General features: G+C 43.6%; 17 protein-coding genes. All 17 read left to right on the top strand.

Annotated features, from left to right (window positions below; translation table 11 throughout):
* Window positions 1-123 precede the first annotated feature (123 nt).
* A complete protein-coding gene (locus ACKI39_RS03015) occupies window positions 124-540 on the top strand; it encodes a FecR family protein (RefSeq protein ID WP_407397526.1) in 417 nt (138 codons plus the stop codon).
* A gap of 47 nt (window positions 541-587) precedes the next feature.
* Entirely contained in the window at window positions 588-995 is a 408-nt protein-coding gene (locus ACKI39_RS03010; protein WP_407397524.1) for a FecR family protein, read from the top strand.
* A gap of 77 nt (window positions 996-1,072) precedes the next feature.
* Entirely contained in the window at window positions 1,073-3,868 is a 2,796-nt protein-coding gene (locus tag ACKI39_RS03005; RefSeq protein WP_407397522.1) for a CHASE2 domain-containing protein, read from the top strand.
* A 66-nt stretch (window positions 3,869-3,934) separates the two neighbouring features.
* Window positions 3,935-4,684, top strand: coding sequence for a triose-phosphate isomerase (gene tpiA / locus ACKI39_RS03000; RefSeq protein ID WP_407397520.1), 750 nt, complete (start codon window positions 3,935-3,937; stop codon window positions 4,682-4,684).
* Between the two features lie 183 nt (window positions 4,685-4,867).
* Window positions 4,868-5,233: a preprotein translocase subunit SecG gene (gene secG, locus ACKI39_RS02995; RefSeq protein ID WP_407397518.1), complete on the top strand. Its 366-nt coding sequence runs from the start codon at window positions 4,868-4,870 to the stop codon at window positions 5,231-5,233.
* Between the two features lie 24 nt (window positions 5,234-5,257).
* On the top strand, window positions 5,258-5,713 hold the full coding sequence (locus tag ACKI39_RS02990; RefSeq protein WP_407397516.1) for a PTS sugar transporter subunit IIA: 456 nt from the start codon (window positions 5,258-5,260) through the stop codon (window positions 5,711-5,713).
* A gap of 20 nt (window positions 5,714-5,733) precedes the next feature.
* Window positions 5,734-6,042 (top strand): hypothetical protein, encoded by a 309-nt coding sequence (locus ACKI39_RS02985; protein ID WP_407397514.1) that lies wholly within the window; start codon window positions 5,734-5,736, stop codon window positions 6,040-6,042.
* A gap of 17 nt (window positions 6,043-6,059) precedes the next feature.
* Window positions 6,060-7,088 (top strand): V-type ATPase subunit, encoded by a 1,029-nt coding sequence (locus tag ACKI39_RS02980; RefSeq protein WP_407397512.1) that lies wholly within the window; start codon window positions 6,060-6,062, stop codon window positions 7,086-7,088.
* Window positions 7,081-9,054: a V-type ATP synthase subunit I gene (locus ACKI39_RS02975; RefSeq protein WP_407397510.1), complete on the top strand. Its 1,974-nt coding sequence runs from the start codon at window positions 7,081-7,083 to the stop codon at window positions 9,052-9,054. The genes ACKI39_RS02980 and ACKI39_RS02975 overlap by 8 nt, the downstream gene beginning before the upstream one ends.
* A gap of 22 nt (window positions 9,055-9,076) precedes the next feature.
* Window positions 9,077-9,391 (top strand): ATP synthase subunit C, encoded by a 315-nt coding sequence (locus ACKI39_RS02970; RefSeq protein ID WP_407397508.1) that lies wholly within the window; start codon window positions 9,077-9,079, stop codon window positions 9,389-9,391.
* A 22-nt stretch (window positions 9,392-9,413) separates the two neighbouring features.
* Window positions 9,414-9,749 (top strand): V-type ATP synthase subunit F, encoded by a 336-nt coding sequence (locus ACKI39_RS02965; RefSeq protein WP_407397506.1) that lies wholly within the window; start codon window positions 9,414-9,416, stop codon window positions 9,747-9,749.
* A 73-nt stretch (window positions 9,750-9,822) separates the two neighbouring features.
* Window positions 9,823-10,452 (top strand): V-type ATP synthase subunit E family protein, encoded by a 630-nt coding sequence (locus ACKI39_RS02960; protein ID WP_407397504.1) that lies wholly within the window; start codon window positions 9,823-9,825, stop codon window positions 10,450-10,452.
* Window positions 10,449-12,212, top strand: a complete 1,764-nt coding sequence (locus ACKI39_RS02955) for a V-type ATP synthase subunit A (protein WP_407397502.1) — start codon at window positions 10,449-10,451, stop codon at window positions 12,210-12,212. The genes ACKI39_RS02960 and ACKI39_RS02955 overlap by 4 nt, the downstream gene beginning before the upstream one ends.
* Entirely contained in the window at window positions 12,213-13,607 is a 1,395-nt protein-coding gene (locus ACKI39_RS02950) for a V-type ATP synthase subunit B (RefSeq protein ID WP_407397500.1), read from the top strand. It begins immediately after the preceding gene.
* Window positions 13,600-14,223 (top strand): V-type ATP synthase subunit D, encoded by a 624-nt coding sequence (locus ACKI39_RS02945; protein WP_407397498.1) that lies wholly within the window; start codon window positions 13,600-13,602, stop codon window positions 14,221-14,223. The genes ACKI39_RS02950 and ACKI39_RS02945 overlap by 8 nt, the downstream gene beginning before the upstream one ends.
* 4 nt (window positions 14,224-14,227) lie before the next feature.
* Window positions 14,228-14,722: a universal stress protein gene (locus ACKI39_RS02940; protein ID WP_407397496.1), complete on the top strand. Its 495-nt coding sequence runs from the start codon at window positions 14,228-14,230 to the stop codon at window positions 14,720-14,722.
* 83 nt (window positions 14,723-14,805) lie between these two features.
* Window positions 14,806-15,483 (top strand): response regulator transcription factor, encoded by a 678-nt coding sequence (locus ACKI39_RS02935; protein ID WP_407397494.1) that lies wholly within the window; start codon window positions 14,806-14,808, stop codon window positions 15,481-15,483.
* Window positions 15,484-15,539: the final 56 nt, after the last annotated feature.

Below are 15,539 nucleotides of genomic sequence, written 5' to 3'. Positions count from 1 at the left end.
TAAGAAAATGGTTGATATGATTGACCTTTTATGTATAATGAAAAAAGTTGGACGGTATTAGAAGGAGTCCGTCTGAAATATTTTGTTTATCTCAGGGCAGGAACCTGAGAGAGGAGTTTTATTATGATGAAGAAAATTACAGCTTTCATCGCTATGGCATTGGCTTCTGCTGCACTTTTTGCCGCAAAGGCTGATTCTTATGTTGTAGAAAGTGTTACTGGAAAGGTTCAGTACGAAGCAACACCAGGATCTTGGAAGGATGTTACTGTAGGTCAGAAGATCTCCAGCGCAACAGTCGTAAAGACAAACCTTAATTCAAATCTTGTTGTTTCTGCAGGCGAAGAAAAGACCACTATCAAGGCTATGCAGAACGGTGCTATTGACGCCCTTGTTTCAGCCGCATCAGGAACTGCAAAGACAATCAAGAAGGGGTCTCTTAAGAACGGTGCTGTAGCAGGAAAGACAGAGACACGCAAGGGTGTTGCTACGGCTTCTTCCCGCGCTTCTGAAGCAAAAGAAGATGTTGAATGGGATGAATAGTCGGCTCCCTGGCTGAACGTATTTAATAAAATATTAAAGGAAAGGAAATGAGAAAAAGTTTTATCAAATTGATCATGCTTTGTTTCGGTGTAATTGCCTTTGCAGACGCCTATACAGTAAAGTCTGTTGATGGCAAGGTTACATACGAAGACAATAAAGGGCACTCAATTGATGTCAAAACTGGTATGCAGATAGAATCCGATTGGGAAGTGAGCACAGGACTGAATTCTGCTCTTGTGGTTACAAAAGATGGAAAGGATTTCACTGTAAAACCAATGAAGAAGGGTAAGCTAAGCGATCTTGCTTCTTCTTCATCTGTAAAGACGGGCGTAAAGATCGGTTCTAAGGTAACAAAGAAGGATATAGCCCGTGCAGCAGGCAAGACAACAAAGGGTGTTTCGACTGCATCTTCCAGAGCATCGGAAGCTAAGGCTGATGTTGAATGGGAAGAGTAGTCTTGCTTAGTGTCAATTAATTGAAGGCTGGCTGAACTTTTCGGCTGGCCTTTTTATTTTTATGTGGAGATGTTTTTATGAAAAAGTTTTTGCCGCTCCTTATTGCCGTGTGTTCCGTTGCCTTGTGTTCTCTCTTTGTTTTTACTTCCATTGATAGAAAGACAGCTGACATATTCCAGCGTGCTTTGCCTGTCCTTGATGAAAAAGACAGCATTGTAATGATCAATGTTGACGATGGTTCCGTTGAGGAAATAGGCTCCTGGCCTTTTAGCCGTGATGTATATGCGGATGCCCTGATTTCCCTCAAGGAACTTGGTACTGAGGCTGTTGTATTCGATTTAAGCTTTCTTGACAAAAGTCCAGCCAAGGTTGACGAAGACTATGTAAAGAATACTCTTCCAAATTATGTCGATACCTATTTCAGTTCGATAGAAGAAAGTGCAGGGTATATCATCGATGAATATGCTTCTGGTTCCCTTAAGGCAGCGGATGCTTCCCAAGCAAAGAAAATGTTTTCTCAGGCTTCAAATGATGTCAAGGACAGCCTTAATACTTCAATCGCCTATGTCATCCATTCTCAGGATGAAATTCTTGGCAATGCGATCAAATTCTTTGACAACACATATCTTACCCTCACTCTCAATGATGAATTCCTTCTTGAAGGCGATGAACATGATTGGGTTGCTTCAAATATTGTCCTCAAGGATGTTGAAGCAGAAAATGATACATTGACCCCAGAATTCGTTGGAATTCAGCCTGCCATTCCAGAGCTTATCCATAATGCAAAAACGGCAGGGTTTGTAAACGCAGATCCTGACAGGGATGGATATCTTCGTCGTGTTCACCTTGTATATAAATATGAAGGGCAGTATTACGGACAGCTTCTTTTTGTTCCTGTGCTCGCACATTTGGGAAATCCTAAGATTGCTGTTTCCAATTCCCATATCATCCTCAAGGGTGCAAGAATGGAGGATGGAACGACAAAGGATATAAGGATTCCACGTTCTGAGGATGGAAGTGTAATCGTAAAGTATCCTCCGATTGAGTATGAGCAGTACAAGAATCTTCCACTTTGGAACATCTACCGTATTTCCATTCTTGAAAAGATGCTTTATGACAACCTTAAGATAATGTCGGACAACGGATTCCTGTCTGTATGGGATGGAGACAATACGCCTGTGGATTTCTATGAAAATGCGGAATTCATCAAGAATGAAATCTGCAAGGGAGAAATCGACGAAGCTTCTGGTGTGTCCTATGCCACATACTTCAATTTCAGAAAGTCGTTCTTTGATTCAATGGATACGCTCCTTTCTGCTGAATATGAAAATACGGTTCTTGGTATCGCTGATGACGACGAGACTGTAGACTTCATCAAGGATTCCTTCAAGATGGTCAGAGAGCAGTTTGGAGAATTTACTGCTGCCCGTAAGGATGTAAGCGAAAAGGTAAACAAAGCGATCTGTATCGTTGGTACCTGTGCCACAAGCACTACGGATTACGGACTTATCCAGTACCAGGAGCATTATCCTAACCCAGGTCTTCACTACGCAGTTGCAAACCAGATCCTTACAGAGGATTTTGTTGACGATGCTCCTGCCTGGATTTCAATCGTGATAGCTTCTGTTCTCTGTCTTGTTTCATGCTTCCTTGCAAACAAGATCAAAAGCACTACAAGGCAGCTTCTTACTGGCGGTCTTTTCTTGATTGCCACAACTGGTGCCATCCTTGCTTATTTCATCGTTACGAAGGTCTACATAGGTCTTACGATACCTTTTGCATCATTGTTCATTTCCTTTGTCGCAACGACCATCATCGGCTTCCTTACTGCCTCCCACGAAAAGAAATTCATCACAAACGCATTCAGCCAGTGTCTTTCCAAGGATGTCGTAGCTGACATCGTAAACAATCCTTCAAGCCTAAAGCTTGGTGGTGACAGCCGTGAAATGACTGCAATCTTTACCGACATCCAGAAGTTCTCAGGGTTTTCTGAGCTTTTAAATGCCGCAGAGCTTGTTGCTCTTCTCAACTACTACCTTACTCCTATGTCCGATAAGATCATGGATGAAGGTGGAATGGTCGACAAGTACGAAGGTGATGCCATTGTTGCGCTTGTCGGTGCTCCTCTTAAGCTTGCCGATCATGCATCCCGTGCCTGCCGTGCTGCAATCACCATGAAGAAGTTTGAATCAGAGATGAATGCTCAGATCGTCAAGTATGCTGCCATGGAAAGTGCTCCTGATATTTCAGAGGAGCTTCACAGTGCCTTTAAGAAGATGGTCGCAGGAAAGCGCAACATCTTTACACGCATCGGAATCAACTCAGGAGAAATGGTTGCTGGTTTCATGGGTTCAGACAACAAAAAGAACTATACCATGATGGGAAACAACGTAAACCTTGCTTCCCGTCTTGAAGGCGTAAACAAGCAGTATTCAACAGACGGAATCCTCATAAGCGAGGCGACCCGAAATCTTATCGGTGATGAATTCATCGTACGCTCCCTTGACCGTGTCCAGGTAGTGAACGTCAAGACTCCAATGCGTCTTTTTGAGCTTATGGAGACTAAAGCCGATGCTGATGAAAAGCTCGTCAAATATGTTGCCTGTTGGGAAACTTCCATGAAGACCTTTGAATCTGGAGATTATGCAAAGGCTCTTGAGATGTTCCAGAAGTGTGCTAAGGCAAGACCTTCAGACAATGTTGCAAAATACTATGTTTCCCTTGTTGAGAAATTCTTCATCAATGGAAAGTATCCTACAAAGGATGATGATTTTGGTGTGGCATACAATGCTGAGAATCCAGAGGATATGGATCCTTCATGGATCGGCACGAAATTCGAAATCAAGGGAACCTTCACGCTCCTGCAGAAGTAATGTGATACTTGTTGATTTGATACAATATCACTATAATTAACGCAAATTATTTTTTAGGAGATTCTTATGGCAAGAACACATTATATCGCTGGTAACTGGAAGATGAACACTTCCAAGGCAGAAGCAGTTGCACTCGCAACAGACCTCGTAGCTCAGCTCAAGGGAAAGACAAACAAGTTCATGATTGGTGTTCCATTCGTATACCTCGATGCAGTAGCACAGGTTGTAAAGGGATCAAACATCATCCTCGCAGCACAGGACTGTGCAGCAACAGACAACGGTGCACACACAGGTGAAGTTTCTTGCGCAATGCTCAAGGACATCGGATGCCAGTGTGTAATCCTCGGTCATTCAGAACGCCGCCACGAAATCGGTGAATCAGACGAACTCATCAACAAGAAGGTTCGCAAGGCTCTCGCTTCAGGACTCGAAGTAGACCTTTGTATCGGTGAACTTCTTGCAGAACGCGAAGCAGGAGAAGCAGAACAGGTTTGCGCATTCCAGCTTTCTGCAGGTCTCGCTGGCGTTACAGCAGAACAGATGAAGAACGTTACAATCGCATATGAACCAGTATGGGCTATTGGAACTGGCAAGACAGCTACTCCAGCTGATGCACAGGCTATCCACAAGTTCATCCGCGGATACATTGCAAAGCTCTACGACCAGAAGGTTGCCGATGAAGTGATCATCCAGTACGGTGGATCTATGAAGGCTGAGAACGCAAAGGATCTTCTTGCACAGGAAGACATCGACGGTGGTCTTATCGGCGGTGCATCCCTCAAGGCAGCAACATTCGTTCCAATCTGCGAATGCTAATCTGAATTGATTTAACCATACATAATACGGTAAGAAATGCATCTTTTGCTTGGATTAACAAGTGGAAGGTGCATTTTTTTTCCCCTAATTCATAATTCATAATTCATAATTCCACTTGAATATTTGGGGGTTATTCTTTATTATGTTTAAACTAATTTTTAAATAATTTATTTGGAGATAAAAATGGGTGTTGTAAAGACAGTTTTGCTCGTGGCATTTGTGATCGTTTGTATTCTTGCTATTCTTCTTGTTCTTGTTCAGAACGATGAAAGCAACGGTATGGGTTCTGCATTTGGTGGCGGAAACAGCGCAGCATTCGGCGCTCATTCAGGAAGCGTTCTCAAGAAGACAACAGGTGTTCTCGTAGTTCTTTTCTTTGTGATTACATTCGGTCTTGGACTTGTAAACAAGGCATCTGAAAAGGAAGACCTTTCTTCTACAGCTGCTGCAGTACAGGGTGAAACAAAGTCCGCAGAGGCAGAATCAGGCAACTGGCTTGAAAATGAAATCTCTGGTTCATCAGCTACAGTAGAACAGGCTGCTGAATAAAAAAAACATAATCGGGTTTGTCTTATGATTTTTAGCAAGGTTTTTTCTCCAAAAAGTGTTATACTTAACTTACAGAGCGAAGAAAAAGACGAACTTTTTGAGGAACTTGTGCAGGCAATCTACACTGCAAACCCGACTCTTGATCGTGAAGAAGCTCTTGCTTCTGTCCGTGAAAGAGAAAGCAAGATGTCTACTGGTATCATGCATTCCATTGGTGTGCCACACGGTAACAGTAAATCCGTAAAGGGGTGTATCGGTGCGGTAGGGATCAGCCGTCGAGGCATTGATTATGATGCCCTTGATGGACAGCCTGTACATTTTGTATTCATGCTGATCTGTGGAGAAGGTGAAGACGAGTTGCATCTTGAGGTTCTAAAGGAACTTGCTGTGGTTCTTCAGGACAAGCAGTTCATCGAAGAGCTGAGAGAATTAAAGGATCCTCAGGAAGTATACGATCTTCTATGTCGTTCTGAACAATAACCAGATAAAAGGTCGTGCATATGGCTGCAGAAGAAGTAGATTTGATTAAGCATCTTATTGATGTTGAACGCGAGGCTTCAGGCATCGTTCTTGAAGCTCAGAAAAAAGCCGACGCTCTTATTACTGAGGCAAAGTCCAAGGCTGACGAAGAATTTCATAATTCCTATTCAAGTTTGGTTGAAGAAGTCGAGTCCCAGGAAAATTCAACTAAAGAAAAAATCAATTCAAATCATAACGAAGAAATCCAGAACTATAAGAATAAGCTGAATGTGCTTGAGAAGAATCAATCTAGCTTTGATTCCCTCATGGATACAGTATTTTTTGCATAGGGCAGGTGACTATGGCTATGATGGATAAATCAGCCGCAGATTCTTATGTCTATGCAAAGGCGAGTGGAATGCTTGCAAGGTCCTATGTTGGCGACAAGGCCAGGGATTTGTTTTCGTTGCATTCCCTGCAGGAGCTGTGGTCCTTTCTCTTTAAAAAGGATGTTCCAGTTGTTCCAGAGGCATTGCTTGCAAGGGCATTGGAAACAGAGGCTTTTGATTCTTTCGTTTATCAGTATAAAAAACTCATTGAATGCTATGCAGAGCCAAAACCTGTTCTTACGGCATTGCTTCATGGCTATGACTATGAAAACCTTAAGGACATAGGTGCGGCTCTTTCTTTGAAGGAAACAAAGCTTCCTGAAATCAACCGTGTAAATCCTTTCAACTTGATCGATTATGATAAATGGCCAGACCTGAAAGCTATGACTGCAGGAAGTCCATTGGAATGGTATTCATCTCCAGTTGACATCAGGGAACAGCATCTGGTCAACCATAAGATAGACTGTCAGAATGTCATTGAAATCATCAAGGCCATCGAAAAGACAGAGATGTCATGCCGCAAGGATATAAAGAAGCTTATTTCAGAAAAACTTATCATTGACAATATTGTTTGGGCAATTCGTCTCAGGTTGTATTATAATATGACAAGGGAGGAGATAGTTCCTTTGCTTGCCTATTCTACGGAAGAGAAGAAAGGGAACGACTATCTTGTCCAGGACGCTCTTAAGATCCTGGATTTTCCTCTTGATGACTACGACAGCTGGAAAAAATGGAAATACAGCAGCCTGCTTAATCCTCATGAGGATGGTGCGGTCTGGACGGTGGATCCGCGATGGATTTCAATGGCTTTCAAGACTGTCTACGTAGGCAAGGCAAGAAGACTGTTCCATCAGTATCCTTTTACCTGCTGTCCTATGGTATGCTGGTTCATAATAAAACAGGATGAACTGGATAACATCAGAACAGCTTCCGAAAGCCTAAGGCTCAACATTGAGTCGGCACAGGCAATGAGGACTGTTGGAATTATGGAGGTGAACAATGGCTAGAACAACTGCGATGCGTCTTATTGAATTGATGATCTTTCGCCAGGATATTCATCAGGTATTGAAGTACCTTGGTGAGATGGGGGATTTCCAGTTCCAGCAGGATTTCAGCATTTCATCCGATTCAAAGGTAAGCAATCAGGATCAGGAAATTTTCGACAGCCTTCAGCAGGCTAGGACAAATCTTGGCCTTGATGATCTTGTTGGGTTAAAGGGAGCTCTTTGCCTTCCAGTTGAAGAGGACAAGGATATCGCTGATAAAATCATTACGACTGTAGCAAAGCTCCACGAAGATGAGCTTGCCGCAGCGGAAAAAGAAAAGCGTGCGACTTCTGAATATAAGGAAGCGTTGGCATTTTCAAATCTTCAGGTTTCTTATTCTGACCTTGAATCCCTTTCTTTTCTCACTCTCAGAGTAGGTAAGATTGATCCTTCAAAATTCGATGAGCTTAAAAAGAGGGCGGGAATCAGAGCTACGATCGTAGCCTTGGGCGATGACAAATCTAGGATTCTTGCTGCCTCATCAAAGAAAGCCCGTTTTGCTTTGGATGGAGAACTCAAGGAATGCGGTTTTGTTGAGATTGAGATTCCAAAGGACTTTAAGGGAATTCCTGAAGATGTTCTTTCTACATTGAAGGCCAATTCTGAGAAGGCAAAGTCTGGCCTTGAAGAAATCCAGACAGAAAGAAAGAATTACGGTGAAACCCACAAGGATGAACTTTACAGGCTCCTTCAGTGTTACTGCATCGCCAAGCAGATTACAGAAGTTGAAAACAACCTTGAGTCCACAGAATATATCTATAGGATTACAGGCTGGATTCCTGCATACGAAACAAAGGAAGTTTCAAAGAAAATCGACGAGATTACCTCCAGCCGTTCAGCAGTAAGGGAATATCTTCCTTCTGAGGTTCCTTCTGTTTTGTCTGGAGAGGAAAAGGTTCCTGTTCAGGTTAAGCATGGTGCCGTCATCAAGAATTTTGAACGCATGATTTTCAGCTACGGTTCGCCTTTGTATGGAACGATCGATCCAACGCCTTTTGTTGCCGTGTTCTTTACGATTCTCTTTGGTATTATGTTCGGTGATGCAGGTCAGGGGCTTTGTTTCCTCATCATCGGTATTCTATGCTGTCTTAAGAAAATCAAGATTTCTGGTTGGGAAAAGTTTGGACCTGTTTTCTGCTGCATAGGTATAAGCTCTACGATAATGGGTCTTCTTACAGGGGAATTCTTTGCCAACGAAAAGATTCTAGAACCGTTTGGGCTTTGGGCTACAGGGCTCTTTGGACATCCTCATGCACCTATACTGCACATGATGCCTTCCAGCGATCCTCATTCCATAACAAGAATGTTCTCGTTCTTTGGATTTACAATCGGCGTAGGTTTCCTCATCAATACCTGTGGTCTTTTGATCAACATCATAAACCAGATTTCGTTAAAACGATGGGGTCGTGTTCTGTTCGGCAAGACTGGAATTTCTGGCGCCGTATTCTTCTGGTATGTGGTGGCTTTTGGCATCCGCATCGCTTTCTTCAAGCATGTTCCTCAGGTATATGATTATATGATCATTCTCGGTACTCTTTTGATTTCTGCCTTCGGTGAACCTTTGGAGCGACTTATTGAAGGGGAACGTCCAGTCCTTGAAAATGGAATTCTTGCGGCTGTCATCGCCGCAGTGGTGGAAATAATTGAGATTGTTTCTTCATACCTTTCCAATACCGTCAGCTTTGTCCGTGTAGGTGCCTTTGCCCTTGCGCATGCTGTACTTGGATACATCATCAATTCCCTCGTTGAAATTACACCAGGTCCTGGAGGACTTGTTGTTGCCATTGTTGGAAATGCAATCGTCGTTGTCCTCGAAGGAATGATTGTTGCAATTCAGGTAGTCCGTCTGCAGTACTATGAGTTCTTCTCAAAGTTCTTCAGCGAGACTGGTCGTGAATTCAAGCCATTCAGATTTGAATATAGATAAACTAACATATAGGAGTATTTTTATGAACAAGAAATTTATCACAGTTTTGACAACTTTGATGGTGATGGGTGCTGCATGTCTTTTTGCAGAAGATGCAGAAAAAGCACAGGCTGCTGCAGCTGGTGCTGGTAGCGCAATCAAGTACATTGCCGCTGCTATTGCTGTAGGTATTGCATGTATCGGTGGTGGTACAGCTGTTGGTAAGATCGGTAGCGCAGCTATGGGTGCCATGGCAGAAAACGCAGAACTTTCAGGTAAGGCTCTTCCATTCGTAGGTCTTGCAGAAGGTATCTGTCTCTGGGGCTTCCTTGTTGCTCTCTTCATCATCATCATGTAATTGCTGCTGAACGACATTTAGCATGAATTATTTTGTAATCGGCGAACGGGAACTGGTTCTTGGCTTCAACCTGGTTGGAGTTCAGGGGCAGCCCGTAAGCAATCGGCAGGAAGCATTAGATTCCTTCAACCTGCAGACAGGTCAGGTAAAGGACATGCGTGCTTCGGTCGAATCGGAAAGACCAAAGGTTCTCATTCTTACGGAAGATGTTGCCGATATGCTTGCAGAAGAAATTCGCTCTTGGCAGATGAAGGGCAGATCTCCTTTGATTGTAGAAATACCTGGGTTGAATGGACATATTCCTGGTCGAAAGACCCTTACGGATTCCATCAGGGAAGCCGTGGGAATCAATGTCTGATATTTGCTCCCACCGTCAGGTTTGTGGATGCACCTTTTTACTTTGGTTTTAATTTTTTTATAGGTTGAAGTTTATGGAAGAATTACGTTCAACAGATGTCCTTGACAGGGAAATCCGTGCTGATAGTGAAAAGAAAGCCGAGAAGATCCTTGCAAGAGCAGAAGAAAATGCAAAGGCAATTCTCAGCGAAGTCCAGGAAAGACTGGTAAAGGCTAAGGACGATATTGATGCCGCCTCAAGAAAGCGTCTTGATGTCCTTGAGAAGAATCTCGATGCCTCACTTCCATTGGAAAAGCAGCGCTATCTGGTTTCATTCATCAACGATTCAGTTGTGGAAGCCATGAAAAATTATCTTGAAAACCTTGATTCCTCAAAGAAGGAACAGATCATAGAAAATCTTGTTAAGAAGGCAAGGGAAATAACAGGAGACGCAAAAGTATCTGCCCTTGCATGCGGTAGCCTGTCCAAGACTAGCGCAGAAAAAATACTCAAGAATGTATACGGTCAGTCATGCATCGGTGTTGAGGTAAAAACAAAGTCAGGTAATGAGGTTGAAAGCCTCTTTGATTACGGTGTCATTGTTTCAACAGAAGACAAGAGGATTACCTGCCGTCTTACACTTGAAGAAAAAACAAATGAAATACTCAGCCAGAAAAGGGAACAGCTTGCGTTGGCTCTGTTTGGCGGGAGGTTGCCTGAATGATTACAGGTAGAATTACACGCATATCAGGTCCTATTGTCTATGCGGAAGGTCTTGAAAAGTGCGGCCTTTACGATGTTGTTGATGTAGGCGAAAAGAAGCTTATTGGTGAAATCATTCGCCAGAATGAAGGCATGGCGACTATCCAGGTTTATGAGGACGTAAGCGGAATGCATATCGGTGAATCCGTAGTGTCAAATGAACGTCCATTGTCGGTAAAACTTGGTCCAGGTCTTGTCGGAACGATCTACGATGGTATCCAGCGCCCTCTTAAAGAAATGTACGAGGACAAGGGGGCTTTCCTTCTTCCTGGTCAGCGCACGTCTCCAATTGATGAAAGCAAGAAATGGGAATTTGTTCCTGCAGCAAAGGAAGGTGATTCGATCGCTCCAGGTTATGTTCTTGGTACAGTCCAGGAAACAGGTTCCATCGTTCATAAGATCATGGTTCCGCCCACAATAAAAGGTAAGACTCTTGCGGTCTTCAAGGGGGCAGGCTCCTACACAGTGGAAGATGTAATCGGTACGACAGAGTTGGGCGAAGAGCTTAAGCTTTCTCATTACTGGCCTTTAAGAAAACCTCGTCCTTTCCTTGAAAAGCTTGAGGTCAATCAGCCTTTGGTTACAGGTCAGCGTGTAATCGATGTTTTCTTCCCGCTTTCAAAGGGTGGTACTGCCGCAATTCCTGGTGGATTCGGTACAGGAAAGACAATGACCCAGCATGCCGTTGCCAAGTGGTGTGATGCCGATCTCATCGTCTATATCGGTTGCGGTGAACGCGGAAACGAAATGACTGATGTTCTTACGGAATTCCCGACTTTGATTGACCCAAGGACAGGACGTTCCCTCATGGAAAGAACAATCCTCATCGCAAATACTTCAAACATGCCTGTTGCAGCCCGCGAGGTTTCCCTCTATTCAGGTATTACTCTTGCTGAGTATTACCGCGACATGGGACTTCATGTTGCAATCATGGCGGACAGTACCTCCCGTTGGGCAGAGGCCTTACGCGAGCTTTCTGGACGTATGGAGGAAATGCCTGCGGAAGAAGGTTACCCTGCATATCTTCCAACCCGTCTTGCAGAATTCTATGAACGTGCAGGTAGGGTAAATACCCTATGCCAGAAGGAAGGTTCGGTTTCCGTCATCGGTGCTGTAAGTCCAGCTGGCGGTGATTTCTCAGAACCTGTTACTCAGCATACAAAGCGCTTTATCCGTTGCTTCTGGGCTTTGGAACGCGAACTTGCCAATGCCCGTCATTATCCCGCAATTGGATGGATCGATTCATATTCAGAATACGCATCGGAAATAAAGGAATGGTGGGATAAGTTTGATCCTGCTTGGGCTTCTGTACGCATCAAGGCTCTTGACCTTCTAAAAAAGGAACAGAGACTGCAGCAGATTGTACGTCTTGTAGGAGCCGATGCTTTGCCTGAAAGCGACCGTCTTGTGCTTATTGTCTGTGAAATGATTAAGAATGGCTTCCTTCAGCAGAATGCCTTTGACGATATTGATGCATATTCGGTTCCTGCAAAGCAGCTTGATATTCTTCTCCTTATAATGAATTTCTATTCAAGTGCTCTTGAAGTTGTTAAGAATGGTTGCCCGCTGATGAAAATTTCAGAGCTTCCTGTGCGTAATGAAATCGTTCGTGCAAAGAGTACAGTTCCAAATGATAAGCTTGATATGCTCAAGACGATCGGAAGCCATCTTGACGATCAGATGGCGGAGCTTAAGCGCATGTACCGCAAGGAGGGACTCTAAGTGAAAGGTATTGAATACGCAGGTCTTGAATCTGTAGATGGACCTATTGTTGTAGTAAAGCGCAGTGAAAACTCCTCTTATGATGAAGTTGTATATGTCCGTGATAAATTCGGCGAAAAGCGTACAGGTAGAATCATTGATCTGAATGAAGAATCTGCCGTTGTACAGATTTTCGGTACTACAACAGGCCTTGATCTTACAAGCGCTACCGTTGAATTCCTTGAAGAACCTATGGAGCTCCGTGTCGGTAAAGGTCTTCTTGGCCGTATTTTCAACGGACTTGGAAAGCCTATCGACGGGTATCCTGAGATTATCAGTGATAAAAAAGTCAACGTTAACGGATGTCCAATCAATCCTTATGCCCGTGTCTATCCAAGGGACTTCATCCAGACTGGTATTTCTTCCATCGATGGAATGAATACTCTTATCCGTGGACAGAAGCTTCCTATTTTTAGCGGTAACGGTCTCCCACACAACAAGCTTGCAGCCCAGATCATCCGTCAGGCAAAGCTTAAGGGAAGCGACGAAGATTTCGTTATGGTTTTTGCCGGCATGGGTATCAAGTACGATGTTTCGCAGTTCTTCAAGCATACCTTCGAAGAATCAGGCGTTCTGTCAAAGGTTGTAATGTTCCAGTCCTTGGCTGACGCACCTTCTATTGAACGTATCATCACACCTCGCTGTGCCCTTACAGCCGCAGAATACCTTGCCTACGAATGCAACATGCATGTTCTCGTTGTAATGACAGACATGACAAACTACTGCGAAGCCCTCCGTGAAATTTCAACAACTCGCGGAGAAGTACCTGGCCGTAAGGGATATCCTGGATATCTTTATTCAAACCTTGCGGAACTCTACGAAAGAGCAGGAAAGGTTCAGGGATCTACAGGTTCAATTACGCAGATTCCAATCCTTTCCATGCCTAACGATGATATTTCGCATCCTATTCCAGACCTTACAGGTTATATTACGGAAGGACAGATTGTTCTTGACCGTGAAATGAGTCAGAAGGGCATGTATCCTCCTGTTGCAGGACTTCCATCGCTTTCCCGCCTTATGAAGGACGGTATCGGTGACGGCATGACCCGTGAGGACCACGCTCCTGTTTCTAGCCAGCTTTTTGCCGCCTACAGCAAGGTTAAGACAATCCGCAACCTGGCTTCCATCATCGGTGAAGAAGAACTCAGTCCTTTGGATCAGCTTTACCTTAAGTTTGGAAATGAACTTGAAGCAAAGTTCTTTACCCAGGGTGAATACGAAGACAGAAGCATTGAGGAAACCCTTGATCTTGGCTGGAAACTCCTTTCAATCCTTCCACGCGAGGAACTCTACCGTATCAAGGATGAGCTCATCGACAAGTACATGGCTAATTCAGAAAAGGAAATAAATGGCTAAACTTAACATTGCGCCTACAAAATCCAATCTTCTCAACATAAAGGAACAGCTGGCTATTTCCACCGAAGGATATGATCTGCTTGAACAGAAGCGGGAGATTCTTGTAATGGAGCTTATGCGTATCGTTGAAAGGGTCAAGCTTCTTGAAGTGGAGATGGATAAATGCGCCGATAAGGCCTATCCTGCCTTGAAGACAATGCTCCTTAAGGTCGGAGGAGACCGTGTTGAACGCATAGCCCACGGTGTTGAGTACGACTATGAGATAACAAAGAAGCCTGTAAGCATCGGAGGTATGACATTTACTACCATCGATGTAAACCTTCCGCAAAGGCAGCTGTTTTCTTCCTTCCGTGGATCCTTTGCCGACAGCGATGAAGTCATGGCGGATTTCTTTGAGTACCTTTCCCTCATAACCCGTATGGCAAGCATAAGGACAATCGCATGGAGGTTGGCGCTGGAAGTCAAGAAAACCCAGCGTCGTGTAAATGCCCTCGATAAGATGGTCATTCCTCAGGATAAGGAAACCGTTAAATACATTGAAAGTGTCCTTGAAGAAAGGGAACGCGACAATATATTCGTAATGAAATCCTTGAAAAAAAGGCAGGGTTCAAAATAATAGAATGTTAAAATCACTTTTCCAGAAGGTCCTGGTGGCATACAACGGATCAAAATCCTCTCTAAATGCTGTGCTCTATGGAATCATGATGGCAAAAGTCTACAAATGCAGCCTTAAGATCGTATATGTAGTAGATACAGCTTCCATCAAACAGCTGACCATCTCAAAATTCATGGTGGCAGATGAAGCTGAGAAAATTTCAATCAATCTTGAAGAAGACGGAAAGAAAAACCTTGAATATTGTAGTGGCCTTGCCAAGCAGAAGGGTATAAAGGTCGAGACAGAGGTCCTGCACGGTGTCGTCTGGTCGGAAATCATCAGGGCTGCGGATTCCTGGAAGTCGGATCTGATTCTTCTTGGGGGATTGAGCGATAACAACGATTTATATTCTTCCCATGCAAACGTTTCAAAGCAGGAAAGTGAGATCATCGGAAGTGCTCACTGTTCAGTCATGGTTGTCAGGGATCAATATATGGAACATAAATTCCGCATGTCCTAATTTTATAACATTAGGTTAATTAATCTTTTTCTTTTTTTTACACTTTCCTTTTTTTTGTCAAATTCTGCCTTATAATTTCTGTTATGAGAGTATTGTTTATCGACGATGACGTAAGGTCTTCCCAGATTGCTTCTGAGCTTTTAAAGAAGAATAAATTTGGGGTGGACAAGGCTTTTTCTGGAGAAGAAGGGCTTAAATACGCTTTGTCAGGAAATCATGACATCATAATTCTTGAAAATAAACTGCCTGACATGGATGGAATGTCCCTTGTGCAGAAAATCAGGAGCTCTGGAGTCGGTGTGCCCATAATGTTTCTTTCCGAAAAGGTAGAGGATAAGGATGTTGTAGGTGGTCTATATGCGGGTGCCGATGATTATCTCAAGAAACCATATAATCCTGATGAATTTATTGCACGTGTCTATGCTCTTACTAGAAGAAAGGGTGAAATCCGTAGTGAAAAGCTTACTTTTGGAGATTTTGTTCTGGATAGGACCGCCTGTGAAATCCAGAATACTGAAGGTGAATCCATAAAGCTTTCACTCAAGGAACTGCTCATAGTTTCTCTCCTGTTTGAAGCTCCGAAACAGATCATCCGCAAGGAAGACATCATCGACAAGATATGGGGTGGTGACAGCGATGCTGAATACAACAACGTGGAAGTATATATTTCTTTCCTCAGAAAAAAAATGGAGCAGCTTAAGGTCCATGTAGTCATAAGGACTGCACGAGGGCTTGGCTATTCTCTTGAAGAATTGAATTAAAGAAAAGGGGTTGTCCAATAAGTATGTTTACGGTAGTTGCGCATGTCGAAACCACC

The organism is Treponema sp. (genome assembly GCF_045641405.1).
Taxonomy (GTDB): Bacteria; Spirochaetota; Spirochaetia; order Treponematales; family Treponemataceae; genus Treponema_D.
The sequence above is the reverse complement of the archived record's forward strand: the minus strand, read 5'-3'. Positions and strand labels throughout refer to the sequence as shown.